General features: G+C 59.7%; 21 protein-coding genes and 1 pseudogene. 17 read left to right on the top strand and 5 right to left on the bottom strand.

Annotated features, from left to right (window positions below; genetic code table 11):
- Positions 1-38: 38 nt before the first annotated feature.
- Positions 39-1,847: a carbon starvation CstA family protein gene (locus BN1115_RS19830; RefSeq protein ID WP_033114626.1), complete on the top strand. Its 1,809-nt coding sequence runs from the start codon at positions 39-41 to the stop codon at positions 1,845-1,847.
- Positions 1,848-2,096: 249 nt separating this feature from the next.
- Positions 2,097-2,822, top strand: a complete 726-nt coding sequence (gene pepE, locus BN1115_RS19825; RefSeq protein WP_042658515.1) for a dipeptidase PepE — start codon at positions 2,097-2,099, stop codon at positions 2,820-2,822.
- Positions 2,823-2,927: 105 nt separating this feature from the next.
- On the opposite strand, the gene BN1115_RS19820 is transcribed toward pepE, so the two are convergent.
- The 3 genes from BN1115_RS19820 to dnaB form a co-directional block, all read right to left on the bottom strand.
- Entirely contained in the window at positions 2,928-3,347 is a 420-nt protein-coding gene (locus BN1115_RS19820) for a secondary thiamine-phosphate synthase enzyme YjbQ (protein WP_042658514.1), read from the bottom strand.
- A complete protein-coding gene (gene alr / locus BN1115_RS19815) occupies positions 3,347-4,420 on the bottom strand; it encodes an alanine racemase (protein ID WP_042658513.1) in 1,074 nt (357 codons plus the stop codon). The genes BN1115_RS19820 and alr overlap by 1 nt, the downstream gene beginning before the upstream one ends.
- Before the next feature lie 196 nt (positions 4,421-4,616).
- Positions 4,617-6,011, bottom strand: coding sequence for a replicative DNA helicase (gene dnaB / locus BN1115_RS19810; RefSeq protein WP_033136212.1), 1,395 nt, complete (start codon positions 6,009-6,011; stop codon positions 4,617-4,619).
- Positions 6,012-6,374: 363 nt separating this feature from the next.
- Here dnaB and BN1115_RS19805 point away from each other — a divergent pair, with 363 nt between their 5' ends.
- Positions 6,375-7,235 carry a Tim44 domain-containing protein gene (locus BN1115_RS19805; protein WP_042658512.1) on the top strand — a complete coding sequence of 287 codons (861 nt, stop codon included), beginning with the start codon at positions 6,375-6,377 and terminating at the stop codon, positions 7,233-7,235.
- Positions 7,236-7,532: 297 nt separating this feature from the next.
- On the opposite strand, the gene glyA is transcribed toward BN1115_RS19805, so the two are convergent.
- On the bottom strand, positions 7,533-8,786 hold the full coding sequence (gene glyA / locus BN1115_RS19800) for a serine hydroxymethyltransferase (RefSeq protein WP_042060071.1): 1,254 nt from the start codon (positions 8,784-8,786) through the stop codon (positions 7,533-7,535).
- Between the two features lie 58 nt (positions 8,787-8,844).
- Here glyA and BN1115_RS19795 point away from each other — a divergent pair, with 58 nt between their 5' ends.
- The 8 genes and pseudogenes from BN1115_RS19795 to BN1115_RS19760 all read left to right on the top strand — a co-directional run bounded on the left by BN1115_RS19795 (position 8,845) and on the right by BN1115_RS19760 (position 15,575).
- Complete coding sequence (locus tag BN1115_RS19795; RefSeq protein WP_128821507.1) at positions 8,845-9,096, top strand: hypothetical protein; 252 nt, start codon at positions 8,845-8,847, stop codon at positions 9,094-9,096.
- A 15-nt stretch (positions 9,097-9,111) separates the two neighbouring features.
- Positions 9,112-9,408: a hypothetical protein gene (locus tag BN1115_RS19790; RefSeq protein WP_042658510.1), complete on the top strand. Its 297-nt coding sequence runs from the start codon at positions 9,112-9,114 to the stop codon at positions 9,406-9,408.
- 26 nt (positions 9,409-9,434) lie between these two features.
- Positions 9,435-9,833, top strand: coding sequence for a GFA family protein (locus tag BN1115_RS19785; RefSeq protein WP_042658509.1), 399 nt, complete (start codon positions 9,435-9,437; stop codon positions 9,831-9,833).
- A 133-nt stretch (positions 9,834-9,966) separates the two neighbouring features.
- Positions 9,967-10,641, top strand: coding sequence for a molecular chaperone TorD (gene torD / locus BN1115_RS19780; protein ID WP_042658508.1), 675 nt, complete (start codon positions 9,967-9,969; stop codon positions 10,639-10,641).
- A gap of 7 nt (positions 10,642-10,648) precedes the next feature.
- A complete protein-coding gene (locus tag BN1115_RS19775) occupies positions 10,649-11,017 on the top strand; it encodes a hypothetical protein (RefSeq protein ID WP_042658507.1) in 369 nt (122 codons plus the stop codon).
- Positions 11,018-11,185: 168 nt separating this feature from the next.
- Entirely contained in the window at positions 11,186-12,325 is a 1,140-nt protein-coding gene (locus BN1115_RS19770; protein ID WP_042658506.1) for a hypothetical protein, read from the top strand.
- Positions 12,315-12,930, top strand: a pseudogene (locus tag BN1115_RS19765) (hypothetical protein). Before BN1115_RS19770 ends, BN1115_RS19765 begins: the two are co-directional and overlap by 11 nt.
- A gap of 200 nt (positions 12,931-13,130) precedes the next feature.
- Positions 13,131-15,575, top strand: coding sequence for a sensor domain-containing protein (locus tag BN1115_RS19760; RefSeq protein ID WP_082034909.1), 2,445 nt, complete (start codon positions 13,131-13,133; stop codon positions 15,573-15,575).
- A gap of 57 nt (positions 15,576-15,632) precedes the next feature.
- On the opposite strand, the gene BN1115_RS19755 is transcribed toward BN1115_RS19760, so the two are convergent.
- Positions 15,633-15,911 carry a hypothetical protein gene (locus BN1115_RS19755; protein WP_042658505.1) on the bottom strand — a complete coding sequence of 93 codons (279 nt, stop codon included), beginning with the start codon at positions 15,909-15,911 and terminating at the stop codon, positions 15,633-15,635.
- Positions 15,912-16,079: 168 nt separating this feature from the next.
- On the opposite strand from BN1115_RS19755, the gene acs reads away from it, so the two are divergent.
- From acs to panF, 6 genes are all read left to right on the top strand, one after another.
- Entirely contained in the window at positions 16,080-18,026 is a 1,947-nt protein-coding gene (gene acs, locus BN1115_RS19750; RefSeq protein WP_042658504.1) for an acetate--CoA ligase, read from the top strand.
- A 288-nt stretch (positions 18,027-18,314) separates the two neighbouring features.
- Positions 18,315-18,764, top strand: coding sequence for a type II 3-dehydroquinate dehydratase (gene aroQ / locus BN1115_RS19745; RefSeq protein WP_042060050.1), 450 nt, complete (start codon positions 18,315-18,317; stop codon positions 18,762-18,764).
- A gap of 36 nt (positions 18,765-18,800) precedes the next feature.
- The gene (accB, locus tag BN1115_RS19740) at positions 18,801-19,256 is read left to right on the top strand and encodes an acetyl-CoA carboxylase biotin carboxyl carrier protein (RefSeq protein ID WP_042658503.1); all 456 of its coding nucleotides are present in this window, start codon (positions 18,801-18,803) and stop codon (positions 19,254-19,256) included.
- 15 nt (positions 19,257-19,271) lie between these two features.
- Entirely contained in the window at positions 19,272-20,612 is a 1,341-nt protein-coding gene (gene accC / locus BN1115_RS19735) for an acetyl-CoA carboxylase biotin carboxylase subunit (protein WP_033137748.1), read from the top strand.
- 163 nt (positions 20,613-20,775) lie between these two features.
- The gene (locus BN1115_RS19730) at positions 20,776-21,039 is read left to right on the top strand and encodes a YhdT family protein (protein WP_042658535.1); all 264 of its coding nucleotides are present in this window, start codon (positions 20,776-20,778) and stop codon (positions 21,037-21,039) included.
- The gene (gene panF / locus BN1115_RS19725) at positions 21,029-22,486 is read left to right on the top strand and encodes a sodium/pantothenate symporter (protein ID WP_042658502.1); all 1,458 of its coding nucleotides are present in this window, start codon (positions 21,029-21,031) and stop codon (positions 22,484-22,486) included. The genes BN1115_RS19730 and panF overlap by 11 nt, the downstream gene beginning before the upstream one ends.
- Positions 22,487-22,563 lie beyond the last annotated feature (77 nt).

The following is a 22,563-nucleotide window of genomic DNA, read 5'->3' as shown; positions in this document are numbered from 1 at the left end:
GCCCGGCCAGACTGGCCACAGGAAAAGGAAACTCCCCCATGCAACACGCAATCACTTTTGTCATTGCGGCCCTCTGCATCCTCGCCATCGCATATCGCCTCTACGGCGTGTTCTTTGTGCGCAAGGTGCTGCAGGCTGACGACAAACTGGTCACCCCCTCCCACCAATTGGAAGATGGCAAAAACTATGTGCCGACCAACAAGTGGGTCAACTTCGGTCAACACTTTGCCGCCATCGCCGCCGCCGGCCCGCTGGTTGGCCCGGTTCTGGCGGCCCAGTACGGCTACCTGCCGAGCTTTCTCTGGCTGCTGATCGGCTGCGTCATCGGCGGCGCGGTGCACGACACAGTCGTGCTGTTCGCCTCCATGAAGCATCAGGGCAAGTCCCTCTCCGAGGTGGCCAAGGCCGAACTCGGTCCCATCGCCGGCTGGTGCACGGGCCTGGCGATGCTGTTCATCATCACCATCACCATGGCGGGTCTCTCCATGGTGGTGGTGCACGCGCTGGAGCGTAACGCCTGGGGCGTGTTCGCCGTCTTCATGACCATCCCCATCTCCATGGTGGTGGGAATTTGGCACAAGCTGACCGGCAACCTGCAAGCCGCCTCCTGGGTCGGGTTTGCCGCCGTGCTGGCCTGTGTCTTCTTCGGCCCCTATGTGCAGGAGAGCGCCTTCGGTGCCTGGCTGACCCTGCGTGCCGAGACCATCAGTCTGGCGCTGCCCATCTACGCCTTCTTCGCCACCGCGTTGCCGGTCTGGCTGCTGCTCACCCCGCGCGGCTACATCTCCAGCTTTATGAAGATCGGCGTGTTTGGCGCGCTGGTGATCGGCGTGATCTGCATCAACCCGGAGATCCAGTTCCCCGCCATGACCCAGTTTGTCCACGGCGGCGGCCCGGTACTGGGCGGTCCGGTCTGGCCCTTTATCTCCATCACCATCGCCTGTGGCGCCATCTCCGGCTTCCACGCCTTTATCGGATCCGGTACCACCCCGAAACTGGTGGACAAGTGGAACGACATTCTGCCGGTTGCCTTCGGTGCCATGCTGGCCGAGTGCGTGGTGGGCGTGATGGCGCTGATCGCCGCCACTGCCCTGCACCCGGCCGACTACTTCGCCATCAACGCCACCCCGGAAGCCTTCGCCAAGCTGGGGATGCAGGTGGTGGACTTGCCCTTCCTCTCCCAGGAGATCGGCATGGATCTGAACGGTCGCACCGGCGGTGCCGTCACCCTGGCGGTAGGCATGTCCTACATCTTCACCAAGGTGCCCTGGTTCAGTAACCTCGCCTCCTACTTCTTCCAGTTCGTGGTGATGTTCGAAGCGGTCTTTATCCTGACTGCCGTTGACTCCGGCACCCGGGTCTCCCGCTACCTCATTCAGGACTTCTTCGGCGAGTTCTACCCGCCCCTCAAGCGCATCGACTGGATGCCGGGCGCCATCGGCGCCAGCGTGCTCGCCTGCGTGATGTGGGGTTATCTGCTGATGTCCGGCGATATCGGCTCGGTGTGGGCGCTGTTCGGGGTATCGAACCAGCTGATGGCCTCGGTGGGCCTGATTATCGGTGCCACCATCATCTTGCGACTGGCCAGCAAGCGCCGCTACATGCTGACCTGCCTCATTCCGCTGGCCTACCTGTTCGTCACCGTCAACTACGCCGGTTACTGGATGATGAGCAACGTCTACTTCAACGCGGCGGCCAAGGGTTACAACCCGATGAACGGCATCATCTCCCTCATCATGCTGGTGCTGGGGATGCTGATCCTGCTCTCTGCCCTGCGCAAATGGAGCGAGCTGTGGAAGCTGCGTCAGCAGCCCTCCTACAAGGTGGTGGAAGCGACCGCCTCCTGATGGGCAAGTTGCTTTACCCCTGACATGACCCCGCTGCGGCGGGGTCTTTTATTGGCGATGGGTGACGAGTTAACCACGGTTCATTAATCCACCGCTTGGCATTGAGTTATCCATCCATAGCCGTTGAATGGACCCCCCGATCACAGAACCGCCGCGCCAATGGTGGTAGCATGCCTCCTCTTGCCATCCGGCCGCAGCGCGGATCCGGTGGCCCTCCCTCCTCCGCTTTCACTTTTTGAGGACGTATTGATGGAACTGCTTCTGCTTAGCAATGGTAAAGCCAACGAATTTCCGGGTCTGCTCGGCTGGGCCCGCGACCGGGTGCAGAGCCTGCTGGCCCGCAAACCGGTCAAGCGCATTCTGCTGATCCCCTATGCGGTGATCCGCAGCGACTGGGATGCCCGCGCCAACGATCTCACCGAGAGCCTCGGGATCGAGACCATCAGCATTCACCACTTCGATGATCCGGTCGATGCCATCAACCAGGCCGACGCCATCTTTATCAGCGGTGGCAACACCTGGCGCCTGAATCAGCTGCTGCATGAAAATGGCCTGATCGTGCCGATCCAGCGTGCCGTGCGCGAACGTGGCGTCCCCTATGTGGGCTGGAGCGCCGGTTGCAACGTGGCGACCCCGAGCATCCGCACCACCAACGACATGCCGGTCTGCAACGCCGCCGTGCTGCCTGCGTTGGGCCTGTTCCCGCTGCAGATCAACCCCCACTATCTGGACGCCAGCATCAGCGGCCACATGGGCGAGACCCGCGACGAGCGTCTGGCCGAATTCTGCGCCATCAACCAGAGCGAATACGTGGTGGCCCTGCGCGAAGCGAGCCTGCTTCAGATCAGCGGCGACACCGTTGAGTACTGGAGCGCCCGCGGTCAGGACTTCAAGATCTTCAAACATGGCCTGGAGCCGCAAGCCTTTATGGACGCGAGCCCCTTGGCCGAGCTGACGCCGTTCAAGGTGCGCTGAGCGCCACCGGCAAACGGGTCACTCACAACACCATAGAAACGAAAGAGGGATGGCTCGGCGCCATCCCTCTTTTTTATTATCGTATTTCGGCTGGTTGCAGCCTGATTACTCACCCTGCAGGGTTACCAGCACCTTGCGGGCACCACCATCGACGCGATGCTCGCCAAGCCAGATCCCCTGCCAGGTGCCGAGCGCCAGCTGACCATCGCGGATCGGCAGCAACAGACTCACCCCGAGCAGGGAGGATTTGATGTGGGCGGGCATGTCATCTGGCCCCTCATAGGTATGGCGATAGTAGGGGGCATCCTCCGGCGCCAGCCGGTGCAGATGGGCCTCCATATCGCAGCGCACGCTGGGGTCGCAATTCTCGTTGAGGGTGAGCGAGGCGGAGGTATGTTGCAGCAGCAGGTGGGCCATGCCGACTCGGTAATCCGCCAGCATCGGCAGCTTGGCCACCAGCTCGTCCGTCACCAGATGAAAGCCCCGCGAACGGGGCTTTAAGGTCAACAGGCACTGCTGCCACATCAGACGTATTCCATAAAGACGCGGGAGGTGAGCTTGGTGATGAGCTCGTAGGGGATGGTGCCAATCTCGTCGGCCACCCGCTCTACCGGCAGCCCCTCGCCCCACAACACCGCCTCGTCGCCGGGCTTGTCGGTGGCACCTGGGCCCAGATCGACCGTGCTCATATCCATGGAGACACGCCCCACCAGCGGCACGATGCGGCCGTTGATCAGCACGGAAGTGCCGTTGGGCGCCATGCGCGGATAGCCGTCACCGTAGCCGATGGCGATCACCCCGAGCCGGGTATCGCGATCCGACACCCAGTTGGCGCCGTAGCCCACCGGCTCGCCCGCCTTGTGATCCCGCACCGCAATCAGCTGGGTCTTCAAGGTCATCACCGGCTGCAGGTCGTAATCGGCCGCCACCGTATTGGGGAACGGCGACACGCCATAGAGGATGACGCCGGGGCGAACCCAGTCGCAGTGGGAGTCCGGCCAGGCCAGAATGCCCGCCGAGTTGGCCATGGCCCGCTCGCCTGCCAGCGGTGCCGTGAGACGGCTGAAGAGATCGATCTGCTCGCGGGTGGTGGGCTGCCCCAGCTCATCGGAGCGGCTGAAGTGAGTCATGATGTTGAACGGCTGCACCACGTTCTTGCACTTGCCGAGTCGCTCGATAAAGGCAGGCATCTCGTCGGCACGTACCCCGAGGCGGTGCATGCCGGTGTCGAGCTTGAGCCAGGCCACTACGGGGGCTGGCAGCTCGACCTGCTCCAGCGCTTCGAGTTGCTCCCAGGTGTGAACCGCCGTCTGCAGGTTGTTGGCCGCCAGCACCGGCAGATCGTCGGCGGAGAAGAATCCCTCCAGCAGCACGATAGGCTTGACCACGGCGCAGGAGCGCAGCATCAGCGCCTCTTCGATGCGGGCCACCGCATAGGCATCCGCATCCACCAGGGTGCGGGCGACCGGCAGCAGTCCGTGGCCATAGGCGTTGGCCTTGACCACAGCGATGATCTTGCAAGCGGGAGCGTGGCGTTTGACCACGGCGAGGTTGTGGCGCAAGGCCGCAGTGTTGATTTGGGCAGTAGCCGCTTTCATGGTTTTCCCTTACGAGGGCACAAATGGTCTCCCCCTCATCGGGCCGAAGACCGCCACTCACTTATCGTCGTCGAAGGCCGGACCGGCATAATTGTCGAACCGGGAAAACAGGCCCTGACGGTTGGCCGCTGTCTGCTTGGGCTATCGGTCAGGGCAGTCGTGGTGATGGCTAATCCCCCATCACCCTGGGTTTACATCAATAGTCGTCATCAAACGCTGGGCCGGCGTAGTTGTCGAACCGGGAGAACTGACCCTGGAAAGTGAGGCGCACTCTTCCTATCGGCCCGTTACGCTGCTTGCCGATGATGATCTCGGCAATCCCCTTATCCGGGCTGTCATCGTGATAAACCTCATCACGATAGATAAACATGATCAAATCCGCGTCCTGCTCGATGGAACCCGATTCACGAAGATCCGAGTTGACCGGGCGCTTGTCGGCACGCTGTTCCAGGCTTCGGTTCAACTGGGAGAGCGCCACCACCGGGCACTGCAGCTCTTTCGCCAGCGCCTTGAGGGAGCGGGAAATTTCACCGATCTCCAGGGTACGGTTGTCAGAGAGTGCTGGCACCCGCATCAACTGCAGGTAGTCGATCATGATCATCGAGAGGCCACCGTGCTCACGGGCGATGCGGCGGGCGCGAGAACGCACATCGGTCGGGGTGAGGCCGGAGGCGTCATCGATATACATCTTGCCCTTCTCGAGCAGCAATCCCATGGTGGAGGAGAGGCGGGCCCAATCCTCGTCATCGAGCTGACCGGTACGCACCTTGGTCTGGTCGATACGGCCGACCGAGGCGAGCATACGCATGATGATCTGCTCGGAGGGCATCTCCAGCGAGAAGATAAGCACCGGCTTGTCCGCGGTCAGAGCGGCATGTTCACAGAGGTTCATGGCAAAGGTGGTCTTGCCCATGGAGGGACGGGCCGCCACGATGATCAAGTCCGAACGCTGCAAACCGGCGGTCATCTTGTCGAGATCTCCATAACCGCTCGACACCCCGGTCACCCCGTTGTGCGGGGTCTTGAACAGCTCTTCAATCTTGTCGACCGTCTGCTCGAGGATCAGCTTGAGGGGCTGGGGGCCCTCATTGGCGCTGCTGCGCTGCTCGGCAATCTTGAATACCTTGCTCTCGGCCAGATCGAGCAGATCGCCGGAGGTACGGCCCTGTGGCTCGTAGCCCGCTTCGACTATCTCGTTGGCGACCGAGATCATCTCCCGTACCACCGCCCGCTCACGCACGATCTCGGCGTAGGCGTTAATGTTGGCAGCACTCGGGGTGTTCTTGGCGATCTCCACCAGATAGGCGAAGCCACCGGACTCCTCCAGCTGCTCGGAGCGTTCCAGCTCCTCCTGCAGGGTGATGAGGTCGATGGGGTTGCCCGCGTTGGAGAGGCGGGTCATGGCCTGGAAGATCAGCCGGTGCGGGCGGCTGTAGAAATCCTGATCGATCACCCGCTCGGCAACCCGATCCCAGGCATCGTTATCCAGCATCAGGCCGCCCAGTACGGACTGTTCGGCCTCAAAAGAGTGGGGAGGAACTTTCAGCTGTTGTGTCTTGGCGTCTTTTTTCGCCGTCACTTGCTCTGCCATACACATAAAAACCGCAGCGGGAAGGGGACGGGAATTTTACAAAAGAAAGCCAACTACGGCGAGCCCTATCTGGCGACTCATACCATCATAAAGGGCCAGACCAGGGTCGGCTCACTCTTGTTGCTTTTGATTTTGCTACGCATTTTGCGCTCCTTGCGACTCAATCGTCTGCTTTTCATGCTGTGTACTCCTGCTCTTGACGTCTGATGACCAGACAACTCGTTCATGAATAATTCATGCCAACAGTGATATTGATGAATACAAGCTGCGACACATTTAGGGACAGGCAGCCTGCCATGCGCCTTGCTGAGCTTGCCAAAGCGGAGCATGCCCCACCCACAGACGAGAGTGAAAAGAGTCAAAATGAAAAAGATGCTGACCCTGTTTGCCGTGATCCTGGCCATTGGCCTGGGGGCACCTCACGCCGAAGCCAAGAAATTTGGCGGCGGCAAATCCTTTGGTAAAAGTTACAAAACTGCGCCGGCCCAGCCTGCGGCCAAACCGGTCGACACCAAGAACCCGGCACTGGGTGCCCAGACTGCGCCGAAAAAGAGCGGCATGATGGGTGGCCTGTTGGGCGGCCTGTTGGCCGGTGGCCTGTTTGCCTACCTGCTGGGCAGCGGTGCCTTTGAAGGTCTGCAAGGAATGGACTTCCTGCTGATCGCCCTGCTGGCGCTGGGTGCCGTCTTCCTGTTCCGTGCCATGCGCCGGGGCAAGGTCGCGACGCCACAGCCACAACAGGCGGCCTATGCGGGCTATCAGCCACCGCAATCCGCTGCCCCGCAGCAGTTCGAGCAGAGCAACAGCGCACCGCAAGCCACCGGCTTTGCCGACAGCGACGTGCCGTTCCGCCTGCCACCTGGCTTTGACATGAACAGCTTCCTGGCCGGTGCCCGCGATCACTATCGCACCCTGCAAGAGGCGTGGAACAAGAACGATCTGGAGAAAGTGCGCGAATACGTCAGCCCGGAGCTGTTTGAACAGCTCAAAGCCGAGCGCGCCGAACTGACTGGCGACCAGCATACCGAAGTGATGTATGTGGATACCCAGCTGGTACGCGCCGACTACGGCAGCGACTGGGCTCAGGTGAGCGTGCGCTTCAGCGGCCGCTACATGGACCGTCAGGAACAGGTTGAGGAAGACATCAAAGAGGTGTGGCACCTCGAGCGCGATCTGGCCCAGAACAATGCCCCCTGGCATATCGTCGGTATCGAGCAGCTGTAAGGCTTCGCGCCCATCAGTTAGTCACTACGCAAGAGGCGGCCACGGGCCGCCTCTTTTCATTTCATCCTGTCAAGTCGTGCTCACCCGCGGCTATCACTCCGTATCTTGCTCCTCTTTGGGCCATGTTAAGTAACAGCTCTCGAACGTTCAAACTAGGGACGTTTCTCCACATTGAGACAGCGTCGTTGAAAACCGAATGGTCACGTTAAGAAAACAAAATCCCCGAGCAATGCTCGGGGATTTGATACGAGGCGCAACGCCCAGTTGCATTGATCTCAACAGGGATTAACGCCGTTATCAGCCATAGACCGGGAAGCGGCGGCAGATATCCAGCACCTTCTCGCGTACGGTGGCCAGCACGGCATCGTTGTCGTGGTTGTCCAGTACGTCACAGATCCAGTGGGTCAGCTGGATGGACTCGGCTTCCTTGAAACCGCGGCGGGTGATGGCCGGGGTACCAATCCGCACACCGGAGGTGACGAACGGGGAGCGCGGGTCGTTGGGCACGGAGTTCTTGTTGACGGTGATGTTGGCTTTGCCCAGCGCAGCGTCAGCATCCTTACCGGTCAGCTCGCGGCCGATCAGGTCAACCAGCATCAGATGGTTGTCGGTACCGCCGGAGACGATCTTGTAACCGCGCTCGATAAAGGTCGCAGCCATCGCCTTGGCGTTTTTCACTACCTGAGCCTGATAGGTCTTGAACTCGGGCTCCAGCGCCTCTTTGAAGGCAACGGCTTTGCCGGCGATGACGTGCATCAGCGGGCCACCCTGACCACCCGGGAATACGGCAGAGTTGAGCTTCTTGTAGAGCTCCTCGTCGTCAGCGGCGGAGAGGATCAGGCCACCGCGCGGACCGGCCAGGGTCTTGTGGGTGGTGGAGGTAACCACGTGAGCGTGGGGCACCGGGTTCGGGTAGACGCCAGCGGCAATCAGGCCAGCCACGTGGGCCATGTCGACGAACAGGTAGGCACCGATCTTGTCAGCGATTTCGCGCATGCGAGCCCAGTCAACGATACCGGAGTAGGCGGAGAAGCCACCGATCATCATCTTCGGCTTGTGCTCAATGGCCAGACGCTCCATCTCGTCGTAGTCAATCTTGCCGGACTCATCGATACCGTAAGGAATGATGTTGTAGAGCTTGCCGGAGAAGTTGACCGGAGAGCCGTGAGTCAGGTGACCGCCGTGGGCCAGGTTCATGCCCAGTACGGTGTCGCCCGGTTGCAGCAGCGCCATGTAAACGGCGCTGTTGGCCTGGGAGCCGGAGTGCGGCTGCACGTTAGCGTAAGTGGCACCGAACAGCTCTTTGGCGCGCTCGATGGCCAGGGTTTCGACCACATCCACATACTCGCAACCACCGTAGTAACGCTTGGAGGGGTAACCTTCGGCGTACTTGTTGGTCAACTGGGAGCCCTGGGCTTCCATGACACGGGGGCTGGTGTAGTTCTCAGACGCAATCAGCTCGATATGCTCTTCCTGACGACGGGTTTCGTCTGTGATGGCCTGCCACAATTGCGGATCATAATTGGCGATGGTCATGTCACGTTTCAACATCCGTTTCTCTCCTGAAAATCGTTTGCGCGTTAGGTGAAGTGGGCGTGGGCATTGTAACGTGAGCTGGATCAAAGAGACAGTCCAACCACCTAAAAAAATGTTGAATTTATGTTGTAAAAAGCAAGATTCCCTCCACGTTCAATACCCTGGCTCCTTCGCCAAAAGAGACATTTTTCATCCCGCGGTTGGGCGGGCAAAACCCGAAGGGGATCACAACGCCGTCGTGATCCATCCTGTAACATATTCATTCGAAACAAATTTAATGATGATGGAGCTGATTGCCGCCACCCACCCGAAGGGCGACATCTGACCGGAGGAGTTCAAGATGGACCATCTGCTGACATTCGTGATCCTGGCTGTCTTTTTTCTGTTCTACTGGGTCTACTACACCAGCCAGCGCAAACATGTTTCTACCACCTCGTGGGATCAGCTCCCCACCAAAGCCGAATATCTGGCGGCCCACCCGGAAGCTGTCGATGGCGACATCATTTTCTGTCACCACTGCGGCCACCACGAGTTGCTGGAGGTGGGCATGGTGCACCTGACCGATTTTCGCCGGGAATGGGTCTGCGCCAAGTGCAAACAGGTGCTGTTTCGGGATAGCGATGACCAAACCCTTTAGCGTGCCGCCGGGTACAAGGAAGCAAAATGAAACAGTTACACGCCAGTTGCCTCTGTGGCACCGTTCATCTGCACCTGCCAGACCAGTTTGATTACATGGGTCACTGCCACTGCTCGGAGTGCCGCAAATTCTCCGGCGCCGACTACGCCCCGGTCGGCGGGCTGGATGGCGACAAGGTCACCATCGCCAGAGGGGAACAGGCGATAAGCCGTTACCAAAAATCTCCGGAGACCACCCTCGCCTTCTGCAGCCAGTGCGGCTCCAGCCTCTTTAGCCAGAAGCACAGCAGCGGCAAGATCAATCTGCGACTGGGGATCCTCGATGACGTACCGACCCAGCAGCCAAGCTTTCATATCTTTGTCGGCTCCAAGGCCCCCTGGCACCAGATTGACGACGATTGCCCGCAATTCGAGACCCGCCCCTGAACAGACCAGCCAACCGCAACCGCTGGATCGGCTGCCAGGGTTCACTGAAACCGCCCCATCAAGTTTCCTTTATTTTTAAAGTCGTTAGAATCGGGAGCCATCAAGGCTCCCGATTTCCATCCACGGAGGAAAAATGCAGGAATTTATGGCTACCAGCGAACGCCGGGCCGAACTCTACTGGTGGTTCTCCACCCTGTTCGCCGCCGAACTCAGTGATGAGCAGATCGCCGAATATGACACCTATGATGTGCGAAGCTTCCTGAAAAGCCTCTCCACCCTGGATCCGATGCGCGAAGCCGTGGCCGAACTCAACGACGCCATCGCTCGCCTGCTGGTGCGCCCGGATCGCCAGCTCGAACTCGCCGCCGACTTCACCGGTCTGTTTCTGGTGGATCCCAAGCAGGGCGCCCTGCCCTACGAATCGCTCTACCGTGGCGATGCCAAGCTCAAGCTGCTGATGCAGGCCCCGATGACCGAGATGCAGGCTCGCCTCGAGCGCCTCGGCATCAATATCAGCGATAAATATAAAGAGCCTGCCGACCATCTGGCCATCGAGCTGGATCTGATGGGCAATCTCATCATCCGCGCGGCGGAAGCCAAGAGCGCGGCCGAGCGGGAACGCTGGCTCGACGAGCAGGAAGCGCTGCTGCACGGCCACCTGCTGGGCTGGTTCGACAAGTTCGAGACCGCCTGTCGCGCCGCCGACCGGTTTGGCTTCTACGGCGCCAGTGCCCGTCTGCTGGGGGTATTCCTCAAGATGGATGCCAACTACCTCTCTCTGGTCAAACCGGCACCGTCTGCCGACTGAGGCCGCGATGAAAACAGCCCTGCTTCTGATTGCATGCTGGCTGCTGGCCCTGATCCCGCTGGATCAGGGCATGACCCCTCTCGTCACCCTGCTGTTCCACCCGGATCGCGAGCTCTACGGCACTGCCCAGCTCACCGGCTTTGGCGGTATCCTGCTCACCCTCTACCTCGCCAATCTCGGGGTCGAGGTGGTACTGCGCCGCCGCTTCCAGATCGCCGGCATGCTGGCGCTGCTGGCCGCCTGGATTGATTTCATCAACTGCAGCGGCAACGAGTCACACTTTCTGCTGCTCTATCTGCTGGCTCTGCCATTCCACCTGCTCGGCTGGCTGGTACTGGTGCGCGGCATTCAGGCATTTGGTCGTCAAAAAGGCTAAAAAACCGGCCAAACCATTACAAATCATGACAGCCAAATTCCTCTCACCCCAGTCATGGCAAGGGCAAGGGGTGGAAGTCGGGTAATATTCGTTTACATTCAGCCCCCGTTCAGTTTTGTTACAACCGTTATAGTGCGGCTCCTTTTCAACCGATTCAGGAGCAACCCCATGCCTCTACAGGACGTACGCATCACGGGTCTCGACCTGTTGCGAGGGCTCGTCATCTTTATGGCCGTCTTCGAGCACTACACCGGCTACCTCAACTACTGGTATATCGACTTTTTCACTCGCGAACACGCCTTGTGGGACAGCTTCTACCTCTCCCACAAAGCCATGGCTGGCCACCTGTTGCCCATGGATCACACCACGGCCCAGGTCTCGGCCTGGCTGATCCCCTGGGTCAGCCAGATCTACCTGGCCCTGGCCGCCTTCAACCTGAGTCGTCGTGACCAGGCCCGCTTCAGACCGCAGCTAAAAAGCAAGCTGGTGCTGTTTGTCAGCATCATTGCCGTGCTTTATGTGGAGGGGCTGGTCATCGCCCCCAACTTCGGCGAGGCCATCTCCTTCTACCCGGTGATGCTCTGGATGTGTCTGCTGGCGCTCTTCTCGCTGGTGTATGGCTGGTTTGGCATTCGCGGCATGCTGGCACTGACCGTGCTCAGCCTGTTGCTGGATCAGCTCGGCGTGCAGGATCTGCTCGGTCACATTGACAGCTGGATGAAGCTGCACGTTCACCCCGACTATGAGCTGGATGCCCGCCTCGATCTCTTCATGGCCAGCGGCTGTTTCGGCTTTCTCTATGGCTGGTGCTGGCATCAGCGCCCCCAGTGGCGGGACCGCCTCAATCGCCTGGTGCTCACCCTTTCCGTGGTGGCGCTCGCCATCTATCTGCGCCTTGGCGAGACCAGCTCGGTCGAACTCAACGACATTTACGCCAACGAACATGAGCTGGCGCTGGACATGACGGGCCGTGCCGGGATCTGGGGCATGGAGTTTCTGGTGATCGGCATCATCCTGTGGCTGCATCAGCGCAATATTCGTCTCTGCTGGCGACCGCTCAACTGGATCGGGATGTATTCGCTGACCGTGTTCATCTTCCACAAGAGCATCTTCGTCCACCTGTGGGGCCCCTTGCTGCTGTGGTGGACGGCTCGTCAGGGCACCATATTGCCCAACAGCTTCGGCCTGATCATGCTGCTCTGCTGCGCCAGCGTACTGCTTATCCATGCTTTCCAGCGCTCCGGCATCATCTGTCACCTGATGGGGATGCATCAGGATCGGGACTGGCAACGACTGTATGGCAAATAAGCGCGGGTTACTGCTGCTCATCGCCCTGCTCTCGCCCTTCCCGGCCAGGGCGCTGGTCATGGGCAGCCAATGGCAACTCGATAGCAGCCGGGCGGGAGAGGGCGCCGACTCCAGCGTGCAACTCTGGCTCGGCTATGAACGCGAAACACAGATGGGCCTTATCTTTATCGATGGCCAAAGTGCGGGCGTCGCGTTGCCCCTTTATCAACAGAGTTTTATCGCCGTGGGGGTCAGCCCCATGCAGGTGGCGGATCACACCCGTTTCGGCGCGCTATGGCGCCTTGGCTGGCAACTGGATGACGAACATCAACTGAGCATTGGCCAGCTTTATGATGTGACCGGTCGTTATGGCCAGATCTGGTATATGGAGCATTCACTCCCGCTGCCTGCCAGCATCTCCTTTAATCTCTGGCTGACGAGAGGTAACCAGGCATACATGTCTGCATATGATGCCGAAGAGGGGTGGCGTGAATGGGGAATGACGCTGGAGCTGGGATCAATGGACGCTGGACACCGAAGTGGGTGCGAAACAATGGCTGATGAAGGAACGTGACTGGCAACCCACCGTCAGCCTGACACTGCGCTACCAATTCAGTTTGCAATAGGTGGGAGGGACTCAAAAAAAGTCCCGACATTGCCCTCATATGGATACTGCCACCCAGTGACCGCACACCGCAGATGGTCGATACATGGCACAACTTTTCCTCAACAAACAGCAAGATAACTCTGCTGGGCACCCCCTGAAACCGTTCGTGCCATACTGAAAATCGACACAAGTGACAAATCAATCAATGCCGAGGTCATCATGGATGGGAAGCCTTTCAACGCCGCCACCGAGGCAATCTTGGCCCAGCTGTCAGATCACACCGTCCTGACACAGCTGATGGATAACGCCCCTCTGGGCATCGGTGTATTTGACCGAGAATTTCGCTACCGCAAAGTCAATCAGGTGCTGGCCGACATCAATGGCAAGAGCATCGAGGAGCATCAAGGCAAGCACCTCCGAGAAGTGGTACCCAAACTGGCACCGACGCTGGAGCCCATGTTTCAGCAGATCATGCGCAGCGGCATGCCCTACGTAGATATCGCCATTACAGGTCAAACGGCTGCGTACGACAGCAGCGCCCGCCGCTTTCAGGCCACCTACAGCCCGATGCGCAATGAGCAGGGCGAGCTGAGCGGCATCCTCGCTATCGTGCGGGACATCACCGAGCAGTACGAAACCGAACAACGGCTGCAGCTGGCAATGCGCGCAGCTCAAATCGGAGTGTGGGAGTGGCACGTGGCGGAGGACAGATTACTGTTCGACGGCCAGATTGAGCCGCTGCTGGGCATCGAGGCCAACCAGTTCCACGGCGGGCTGCAAGCGTTCGTCGACTGTTTTGAACCGGGCTCAGGCAACCAGCTAAAAGCAGCCCTGCAAAGCCATGACCCCATCCATCTCACCCTGAGCTACCTCACCGCCCTCAAAGAGCGGCACTGGGTCGATATTCATGCCGACCATGTCCCCGCCACCGAGTCGGTCGGCCACCGGGTCATGGGCGTCATTCACAATGCCACCGCCCGCCGCCGTCAGGAGGAGCGGCTCCATCAGGCCAACGTGGTATTCGATACCACCGCCGAGGGGATCATCATCCTCGACAGCGAGCACCATATTCTGTCGGTCAACCCGGCCTTCACCATGCTGACCCAATACAATGCCGAGGAGGTGATAGGGCGCACCCCGGATATCATCATGCACCCCAGACGCTACACCGACCTCGACTATCCCTGGTATCACCTGCGCCCCGGCAACAACGCCTGGCACGGCGAGATGGTCTGCCTGCGCAAGGATGGCAGCTACTTCTCCTCCTGGCAGCAGATCAGCGCTGTCTATGACAACTTCAACAACACCACCCACTATGTGATTGCCCTCTCCGACATCAGCGCCATTCGCAAGGTGGAGGCCGAGCTGAATCACCTTGCCTATCACGACCCCCTGACCGAGCTGGGCAATCGCCATCTGTTGCAGGAGCGGTTGGCCCTTGAGCTGAAAACCGCGCAGCTCAATCGCAAACGGTTGGGGCTGCTCTTTATCGATCTGGATGGCTTCAAGCTGATCAACGACAGCCTGGGGCACGGGGTCGGCGATGAGCTGCTCAAGCGGCTTGCTGAGCGGATCCGCGGCTGCCTGCAGCACAACGATCTGGCAACCCGCCTCGGTGGTGACGAGTTTCTGGTGCTGATCCCCTATCTGGAGGAGCCTGACGAGCTGGCGACCCTCGCCAATACCCTGCTGAGAGTCTTGCGCGAACCGGTTGAGCTGGCCCATGAACTGGTGGCTATCTCGGCGAGTATCGGTATCGCCATCTATCCGGATCATGCCGACAGCCCGGAAACTCTGGTCAGCGCCGCCGACAGTGCCATGTACGAGGCGAAGAGTCAGGGGCGCAACGGCTTCCAGTTCTATACCCCCTGCATGGCGGCACGAGCCCGCGAGCGGATGCAGATTGAGCAGGGTCTGCTCAAGGCCCTTGAGCTCGAACAGCTCTGCATCTTCTATCAACCCATGACCAATCTGGCCAACGGCCACCTGAGCGGGCTGGAAGCCCTGCTGCGCTGGCAACATCCAAATGAGGGAATGATAGCGCCGACCCGTTTTATTCCGGTAGCGGAGGAGTGCGGCCTGATCGAGAAAATTGGCGAGTGGGTGATGCGCAACGCCTGCGAGCAGGGACAAAACTGGCTGGCCGCCGGACTGCCGGTGCCTCGCTTGTCAGTCAACGTCTCGGTGCGGGAGATGCGCTCCCCGGGCTACGTTGAACGGGTCGCCGCCATCCTGGCCGAGACCGGATTTCCGCCAGAACGGCTGGAAATTGAGGTGACGGAGAGCATCATCCAGCGGGTCGAACAGAGTCTGGATCTCTTTACTCGCCTGAAAAATCTCGGCGTGCAGATTGCCATCGATGACTTTGGTACCGGCTTCTCGTCACTGAGTCTGCTCAAGACCCTACCGATCGATCGCATCAAGATCGACCGGGCGTTTGTGCAGGCATTACCGGAAGACAAGAACAGTCGGGAGCTCTGCCGCACCATCATCAATCTGGCCGACAGTCTGGATATGGAGGTCACCGCCGAGGGAATTGAAACCAAGGCACAACATGCCTTCTTGCAGTCACTCAACTGCGGCGAAGGGCAGGGCTATCTGTTCAGCAAACCACTGCATGTCGAGCATATGGGAGATCGCCTGCATCAGCGCTATGCGTCATAGCGGCAGGCAATGCTCATCACCAGCCGGGAGGCATCCGCCTCCTGGCTGCCAACCGGACTACCACTCAATATGCAATCGGGATTCCCAACCATCATCACGGTCATTGAGCATCCGCGTCAGCGGTGATTCGCCAGCATAACGGGGGGCAGGCTCCCTGAAGGTGAGTCTGGTGCCGGGCTCTTTGGCCTGCCATGCATGACCAAGCTGATCGGCCACCCGATCCCGCTGCGCGGGTGAGGCCTCCTGGTGGGTAATCGCAAACTCTTTCAGCGGTTCGCCAGCAGGCACTGGCGCATCAAACTGCCAGAGGGATGCACAGAGCAACAGGGAAAACATAATCACCTCCAATTAATCGACACGCCCCTTTTACCCGCTCACCGATTAATTGTCACTCTTTGCCCTGTAACCAACTGTTGCCGCCTATCCAAAAGTCTAATTGCCCCCCGCTACCAAAGGTATAAGTTGTTAAGAAACCATTAAAAGATCTATTCAAAGGAGTGACAGATGAGCGAGAGCAAGGTCTACCCGGTCAAATCCCATATCCGCGACAGCGCCCTGCTGGACAAGGCCGGGTACGAGGCCATGTATCAGGCCTCCATCGACAATCCGGACGCCTTCTGGGGAGAGCAGGGAAAAATCCTCGACTGGATGACACCCTATAGCAAAGTCAAGAACACCTCCTACGATCCGGGCCATGTCTCCATCAAATGGTTTGAAGATGGCCAGCTCAACGTCTCGGCCAACTGTCTCGACCGCCATCTCGCCGAACGGGGTGACAAGGTCGCCATCATCTGGGAAGGGGACAACCCCGCCGAAGATCGCAAACTCACTTACCGTGAGCTGCACAGCGAAGTGTGCAAGTTTGCCAACGTATTGAAAGCACAAGGAGTTCACCGCGGCGACGTGGTCTGCCTCTATATGCCCATGGTGCCCGAAGCCGCCATCGCCATGCTGGCCTGTACCCGCATCGGCGCGGTACACAGCATCGTCTTCGGCGGCTTCTCGCCGGAAGCGCTGGCTGGTCGCATCATCGACTCGGGCTCGCGCATCGTGATCACCGCCGATGAGGGACTGCGTGGCGGCCGTCCGGTGCCGCTGAAGAAGAATGTGGATGAAGCGCTCACCAACCCGGATACCCAGGTCAACAAGGTGATCGTGCTCAAGCGCACCGGCGGCAATGTCGCCTGGCACAACCACCGCGACATCTGGTGGCACGAAGCGACCGCCGCCGTCAGCAGCGACTGCCCGCCCGAGGCGATGAACGCCGAAGATCCGCTCTTTATCCTCTATACCTCCGGCTCCACCGGCAAACCCAAGGGGGTGCTGCACACCACCGGCGGCTATCTGGTTTATGCCACCCTCACCTTCAAATATGTGTTCGACTACCACGAGCAGGATATCTACTGGTGTACCGCCGACGTGGGCTGGGTCACCGGTCACTCCTATCTGGTCTACGGGCCGCTGGCCAATGGCGCCACCACCATCATGTTCGAAGGGGTGCCCAACTACCCGGCCACCAACCGCATGAGCCAGGTGGTGGACAAGCACCAAGTCACCATTCTCTATACCGCCCCCACCGCCATCCGCGCCCTGATGGCCAAGGGCAACGAAGCGGTCACCGGCACCTCGCGCCAGAGCCTGCGCATCATGGGCTCGGTGGGTGAACCCATCAACCCGGAAGCCTGGGAGTGGTACTACCGCACCATTGGCGACGAGCGCTGCCCCATCGTCGATACCTGGTGGCAGACCGAGACCGGCGGCATCCTGATTACGCCGCTGCCCGGCGTCACCGACCTCAAGCCGGGTTCGGCCACCCGCCCCTTCTTCGGGGTACAACCGGCGCTGGTCGACAACATGGGCGAGCCACTGGAAGGCGCCACCGAGGGCAATCTGGTGATCACCGACTCCTGGCCGGGTCAGATGCGCACCGTGTTCGGCGATCATGAGCGCTTTGAACAGACCTACTTCTCCACCTTCCCCGGCCGCTACTTTACCGGCGACGGCGCCCGTCGCGATGCCGATGGCTACTACTGGATCACCGGTCGGGTGGATGATGTACTGAACGTCTCCGGCCACCGCATGGGTACCGCCGAAATTGAATCAGCGCTGGTGGCCCATCCCAAGATCGCCGAAGCGGCGGTGGTGGGGGTACCTCACGAGATCAAGGGTCAGGGCATCTACGCCTATGTCACCCTGATCGCCGGGGAAGAGCCGAGCCGCGAGCTGCACAAAGAGGTGAAGGAGTGGGTGCGCAAGGAGATTGGCGCCATCGCCACACCAGATGTAATTCACTGGGCGGAGGGGCTGCCGAAGACCCGTTCCGGCAAGATCATGCGCCGGATCTTGCGCAAAATCGCCACCGGCGAGACCGACAGTCTGGGGGATATCTCCACCCTGGCGGATCCGGGCGTAGTAGACAAACTCATTCGCGAGAAGTCGGAAGCCGCCTGATCCCGCTTCGTTTGTTGCTCAACAAAGCCGGCCCTGCGCCGGCTTTGTTGTTTCTAATCCGCCAGCAAACAGCAGGGCGGCAGTCACGGAGCCTTGCCGACCGGAACGTGCAATAAATAGCCAGATGTAGAGATTAGACCAGTAAAATGCTGCTAATTTTCACGAAATCAATATAATTGCGAAATCTGTGTGCCAGGGCACACCGATTTGCGCAGAAAATGGCTAGATTTCTGGTAGTCCACAAGATAGCTGATAGATAGCAGCATTATCATCGAGGATGCACTCAATATGTCGCAAAATCACCGAATTCTCCTGCTCAACGGACCAAACCTGAATCTGCTGGGCAAACGGGAACCGGGTATCTACGGCAGCAAGACGCTCGATGAGATCGTCGCCGATCTGAAGCTTAACGCCAGCGAACTCGGTGTCACTCTGGAGCATCTGCAATCCAACGCCGAACATGAGTTGGTCAGCCGCATCCATCAGGCCATGGGCCAGGTGGATTTTATCATCATCAATCCAGCCGCCTTCACCCACACCAGCGTCGCCATCCGCGATGCGCTGCTGGGCGTTGCCATCCCTTTTATCGAGGTTCACCTGTCAAACGTCCATGCCAGGGAGCCGTTCCGCCATCACTCCTATCTGTCTGATGTCGCCAAAGGGGTCATTTGTGGTCTGGGAGCCGATGGCTACCAATTCGCTTTAACCGCGGCCGTGCACCATCTGCGCGCGGCTTGATAATCACTGATCAGATAAAGAAGAAAGAGAATGCTAATGGATATCCGCAAAATCAAGAAGCTGATTGAACTGGTTGAAGAGTCCGGCATCGCCGAACTGGAGATCTCCGAAGGTGAAGAGTCCGTTCGCATCAGCCGCAACTTCTCCGGTCAGGTGACCACCGCCATGCCACAGATGATGATGCAGCAAGCCGCTCCGGTTGCCGCACCTGCCGCTGCCGCCCCGGTTGCCGCACCTGCCGCTGATGCCGCGCCGAGCGGTCACCTGATGCGCTCCCCGATGGTTGGTTCCTTCTACCGCTCCTCCAGCCCGGATGCCAAGCCGTTCGCGGAAGTGGGTCAGCACGTCAATGTCGGCGACACCCTGTGCATCGTCGAAGCCATGAAAATGATGAACCAAATCGAGTCTGACAAGGCCGGTGTGATCAAAGCGATCCTGGTTGAAAATGGTCAGGCCGTCGAATTTGACGAGCCGCTGTTCATCATCGAATAAGGGAAATCGCCACCCATGTTGGACAAAGTAGTCATCGCCAACCGCGGTGAAATTGCCCTGCGGATCCTGCGCGCTTGTAAAGAGCTCGGGATCAAGACAGTGGCCGTTCACTCCACCGCCGACCGGGAGCTCAAACATGTGCTGCTGGCCGACGAATCCATCTGTATCGGCAAACCGGCCAGTACCGACTCCTACCTCAACGTCCCGGCGATCATCGCCGCCGCCGAGGTCACCGGTGCCGTGGCTATCCACCCGGGTTACGGCTTTCTCTCCGAGAACGCCGATTTCGCCGAAGTGGTCGAAAAATCCGGCTTCATCTTCATCGGTCCGCGCGCCGAGACCATTCGCCTGATGGGTGACAAGGTCTCTGCCATCGAAGCGATGAAGAAGGCTGGCGTGCCGTGTGTACCCGGCTCTGACGGCCCTGTCGACAACGACGCCAAGCACAACGCCGCCATCGCCAAGCGCATCGGCTATCCGGTGATCATCAAGGCCGCCGGTGGCGGTGGTGGTCGCGGCATGCGCGTGGTGCGCAATGAAGCGGAACTGGCGGGCGCTATCGCCCTGACCAAATCCGAAGCAGGCCAGTTCTTCAAGAACGACATGGTCTACATGGAGAAGTACCTGGAAAACCCGCGCCACATCGAAATTCAGGTGTTGGCAGACGGCCAGGGCAACGCCCTCTATCTGGGCGAGCGTGATTGCTCCATGCAGCGTCGCCACCAGAAAGTGGTGGAAGAGGCACCGGCACCGGGCATCACCGCCGAAATGCGCAAGTTCATCGGCGAGCGCTGCGTGCGCGCCTGTATCGAGATCGGCTACCGCGGTGCGGGTACTTTCGAGTTCCTGTACGAGAACGGCGAGTTCTATTTCATCGAGATGAACACCCGTATCCAGGTTGAGCATCCGGTCACCGAGATGGTCACCGGTATCGATCTGATCAAGGAGCAGCTGCGCATTGCCGCCGGTCAGCCCCTGTCGATCACCCAGCAGGATATCCGCATCCGTGGCCATGCCATCGAGTGCCGGATCAACGCCGAAGATCCGGCCACCTTCATGCCCTCTCCGGGTCTGGTGCAGCGCTTCCACGCGCCGGGTGGTCTGGGCGTGCGTTGGGACTCCCACATCTATGCCGGTTACAAGGTACCGCCCCACTACGATTCAATGATCGGCAAGCTGATCTGCTACGGCGAGAATCGTGACATTGCCATCGCCCGCATGCGTCATGCGCTGGACGAGCTGGTGGTGGAAGGGATCAAGACCAACGTACCGTTGCAAAAAGAGATCATGAAAGACGAAAACTTCCAGCATGGTGGCACCAATATCCACTACCTGCACAAGAAGTTGGGTCTGTAAGATCTCGCTGGCAGAACAATCACTTCCGGCCAGATAGCAGCCAGCTGTTTATCTGCAATCCAGCCGGAAGTCAGCTCCGCAAGGAGTCTCTGCTGAAAAAGGGCCATGGCGACATGGCCCTTTTTTGTTATCCTTGCGCCCCTCAAATTTGTCGGAGGCCAAGGTGAACCGTTTTGCTCTCGCCCGCCGGGAAGCAGCTTTCTGCCTGCTGCTGACCCTGCTCTACTTCTTTGCCTGGTATGGCACCGCCTATTTTATCCCGCTCCAGCTGGAGTGGTGGGGGCTGCCGCTGTGGTTCCTGCTCAGCTGCATGGTGATGCCACTGCTGTTCATTCTGCTCTGCGCCCTGATGGTGAACCGGCTGTTTGTGGAGATCCCCCTCGATACCCACGCCCCTTCCGGCAAGGAGTCATCCCATGAATCTTGAGCTGATGCTGCCGCTCGTCATCTATCTGGTACTGGTGCTGGGGGTCGGTTTCTGGGCCAGCCGCCATCGCGCCGAAGGCAACTTCGTGCAGGAGTATTTCATCGGCAACCGCAGCATGGGCGGGCTGGTGCTGGCGATGACGCTGGTGGCCACCTACACCTCGGCCTCCTCCTTTATCGGCGGGCCGGGTGCGGCCTACAAGATTGGTCTGGGCTGGGTGTTGCTGGCGATGATCCAGCTGCCCACCGTCTGGCTCACTCTGGGGGTGCTTGGCAAGAAGTTCGCCATCATCGCCCGCCGGGTCAATGCGGTGACCATCAACGACATGCTGTGGGCCCGCTATCAGAGCAAGGCGGTGGTGATCCTCGGCTCCGTCACCATCATCCTCGCCTTTATCGCGACCATGGTGGTGCAGTTTATCGGCGGTGCCCGCCTGCTGGAGACCGCCACCGGACTCTCCTACCAGCAGGGGCTGATGCTGTTTGCCAGCTGCGTGCTGCTCTACACCATCATCGGCGGCTTCCGTGCGGTGGTGATGACCGATGCCCTGCAGGGGATCATCATGCTGATTGGCACCGGCGCCTTGCTGGCGGGGATTCTGATTGCCGGTGACGGCCTGCCAAACCTCATCCACCAGCTCAGGGAGATCGATCCCAAACTGGTCAGCCCGCAAGGGGCCGATGACATGCTGACCCAGCCCTTTATGCTGAGCTTCTGGATCCTGGTCTGTGTCGGGGTGGTGGGGCTGCCCCACTCGGCGCTGCGCTGCTTTGGCTATCGCGACAGCAAGGCGCTCCATCGTGGCATTCTGATCGGCACCGTGGTCAGCGCCCTGTTGATGTTCGGCATGCATCTGGCTGGCGCCCTCGGCCGCGCCATCCTGCCCGGCATGGACAATCCGGACAAGATCATGCCCTCCCTGATGATGGAAGTGCTGCCCCCCTGGCTGGCCGGGGTCTTTCTGGCTGCGCCGATGGCGGCCATCATGTCCACCATCGACTCCCAGCTGATCCAGGCTTCCGCCACTCTGGTGAAAGATCTCTACCTCAACTACCTGAGTCCGAAACAGGAGAAGCTGGAGGTGCGCATTCCGCGCCTCTCCCTGCTCTGTACCCTGATCCTCGGCACCCTGGTGCTGCTGGCGGCGTTGCAACCGCCCGAGATGATCATCTGGCTCAACCTGCTCGCCTTTGGCGGTCTGCAGGCGGTATTCCTCTGGCCGCTGGTGCTCGGCCTCTACTGGTCGCGGGCCAATGGCCCAGGCGCGCTGGCCAGCATGGTCAGCGGCATCGTCAGCTATGGGGTACTGAGTCAGTGGGGGATCAAGCTGGCTGGCCTGCACGCCATCGTGCCGAGCCTCACGCTGGCGCTGGTGATCTTTATCGCGGTGAGCCTGCTGACCGCGCAGCCCTCGCGGGAAGTGCGCGAGCTTTTCGAGCAGAAGTAATAAAAAGATAAATTAGGGGTTCCAAAACTATCCCCAAATGGGTGGTTTCCGGTTAAACTGTGCGCCAAGTCACAAAA

The sequence above is a fragment of the Aeromonas allosaccharophila genome, from assembly GCF_000819685.1.
GTDB lineage: Bacteria > Pseudomonadota > Gammaproteobacteria > Enterobacterales > Aeromonadaceae > Aeromonas > Aeromonas allosaccharophila.
Note: the sequence above shows the minus strand (reverse complement) of the source record. Positions and strands in the feature narration are given on the sequence as shown.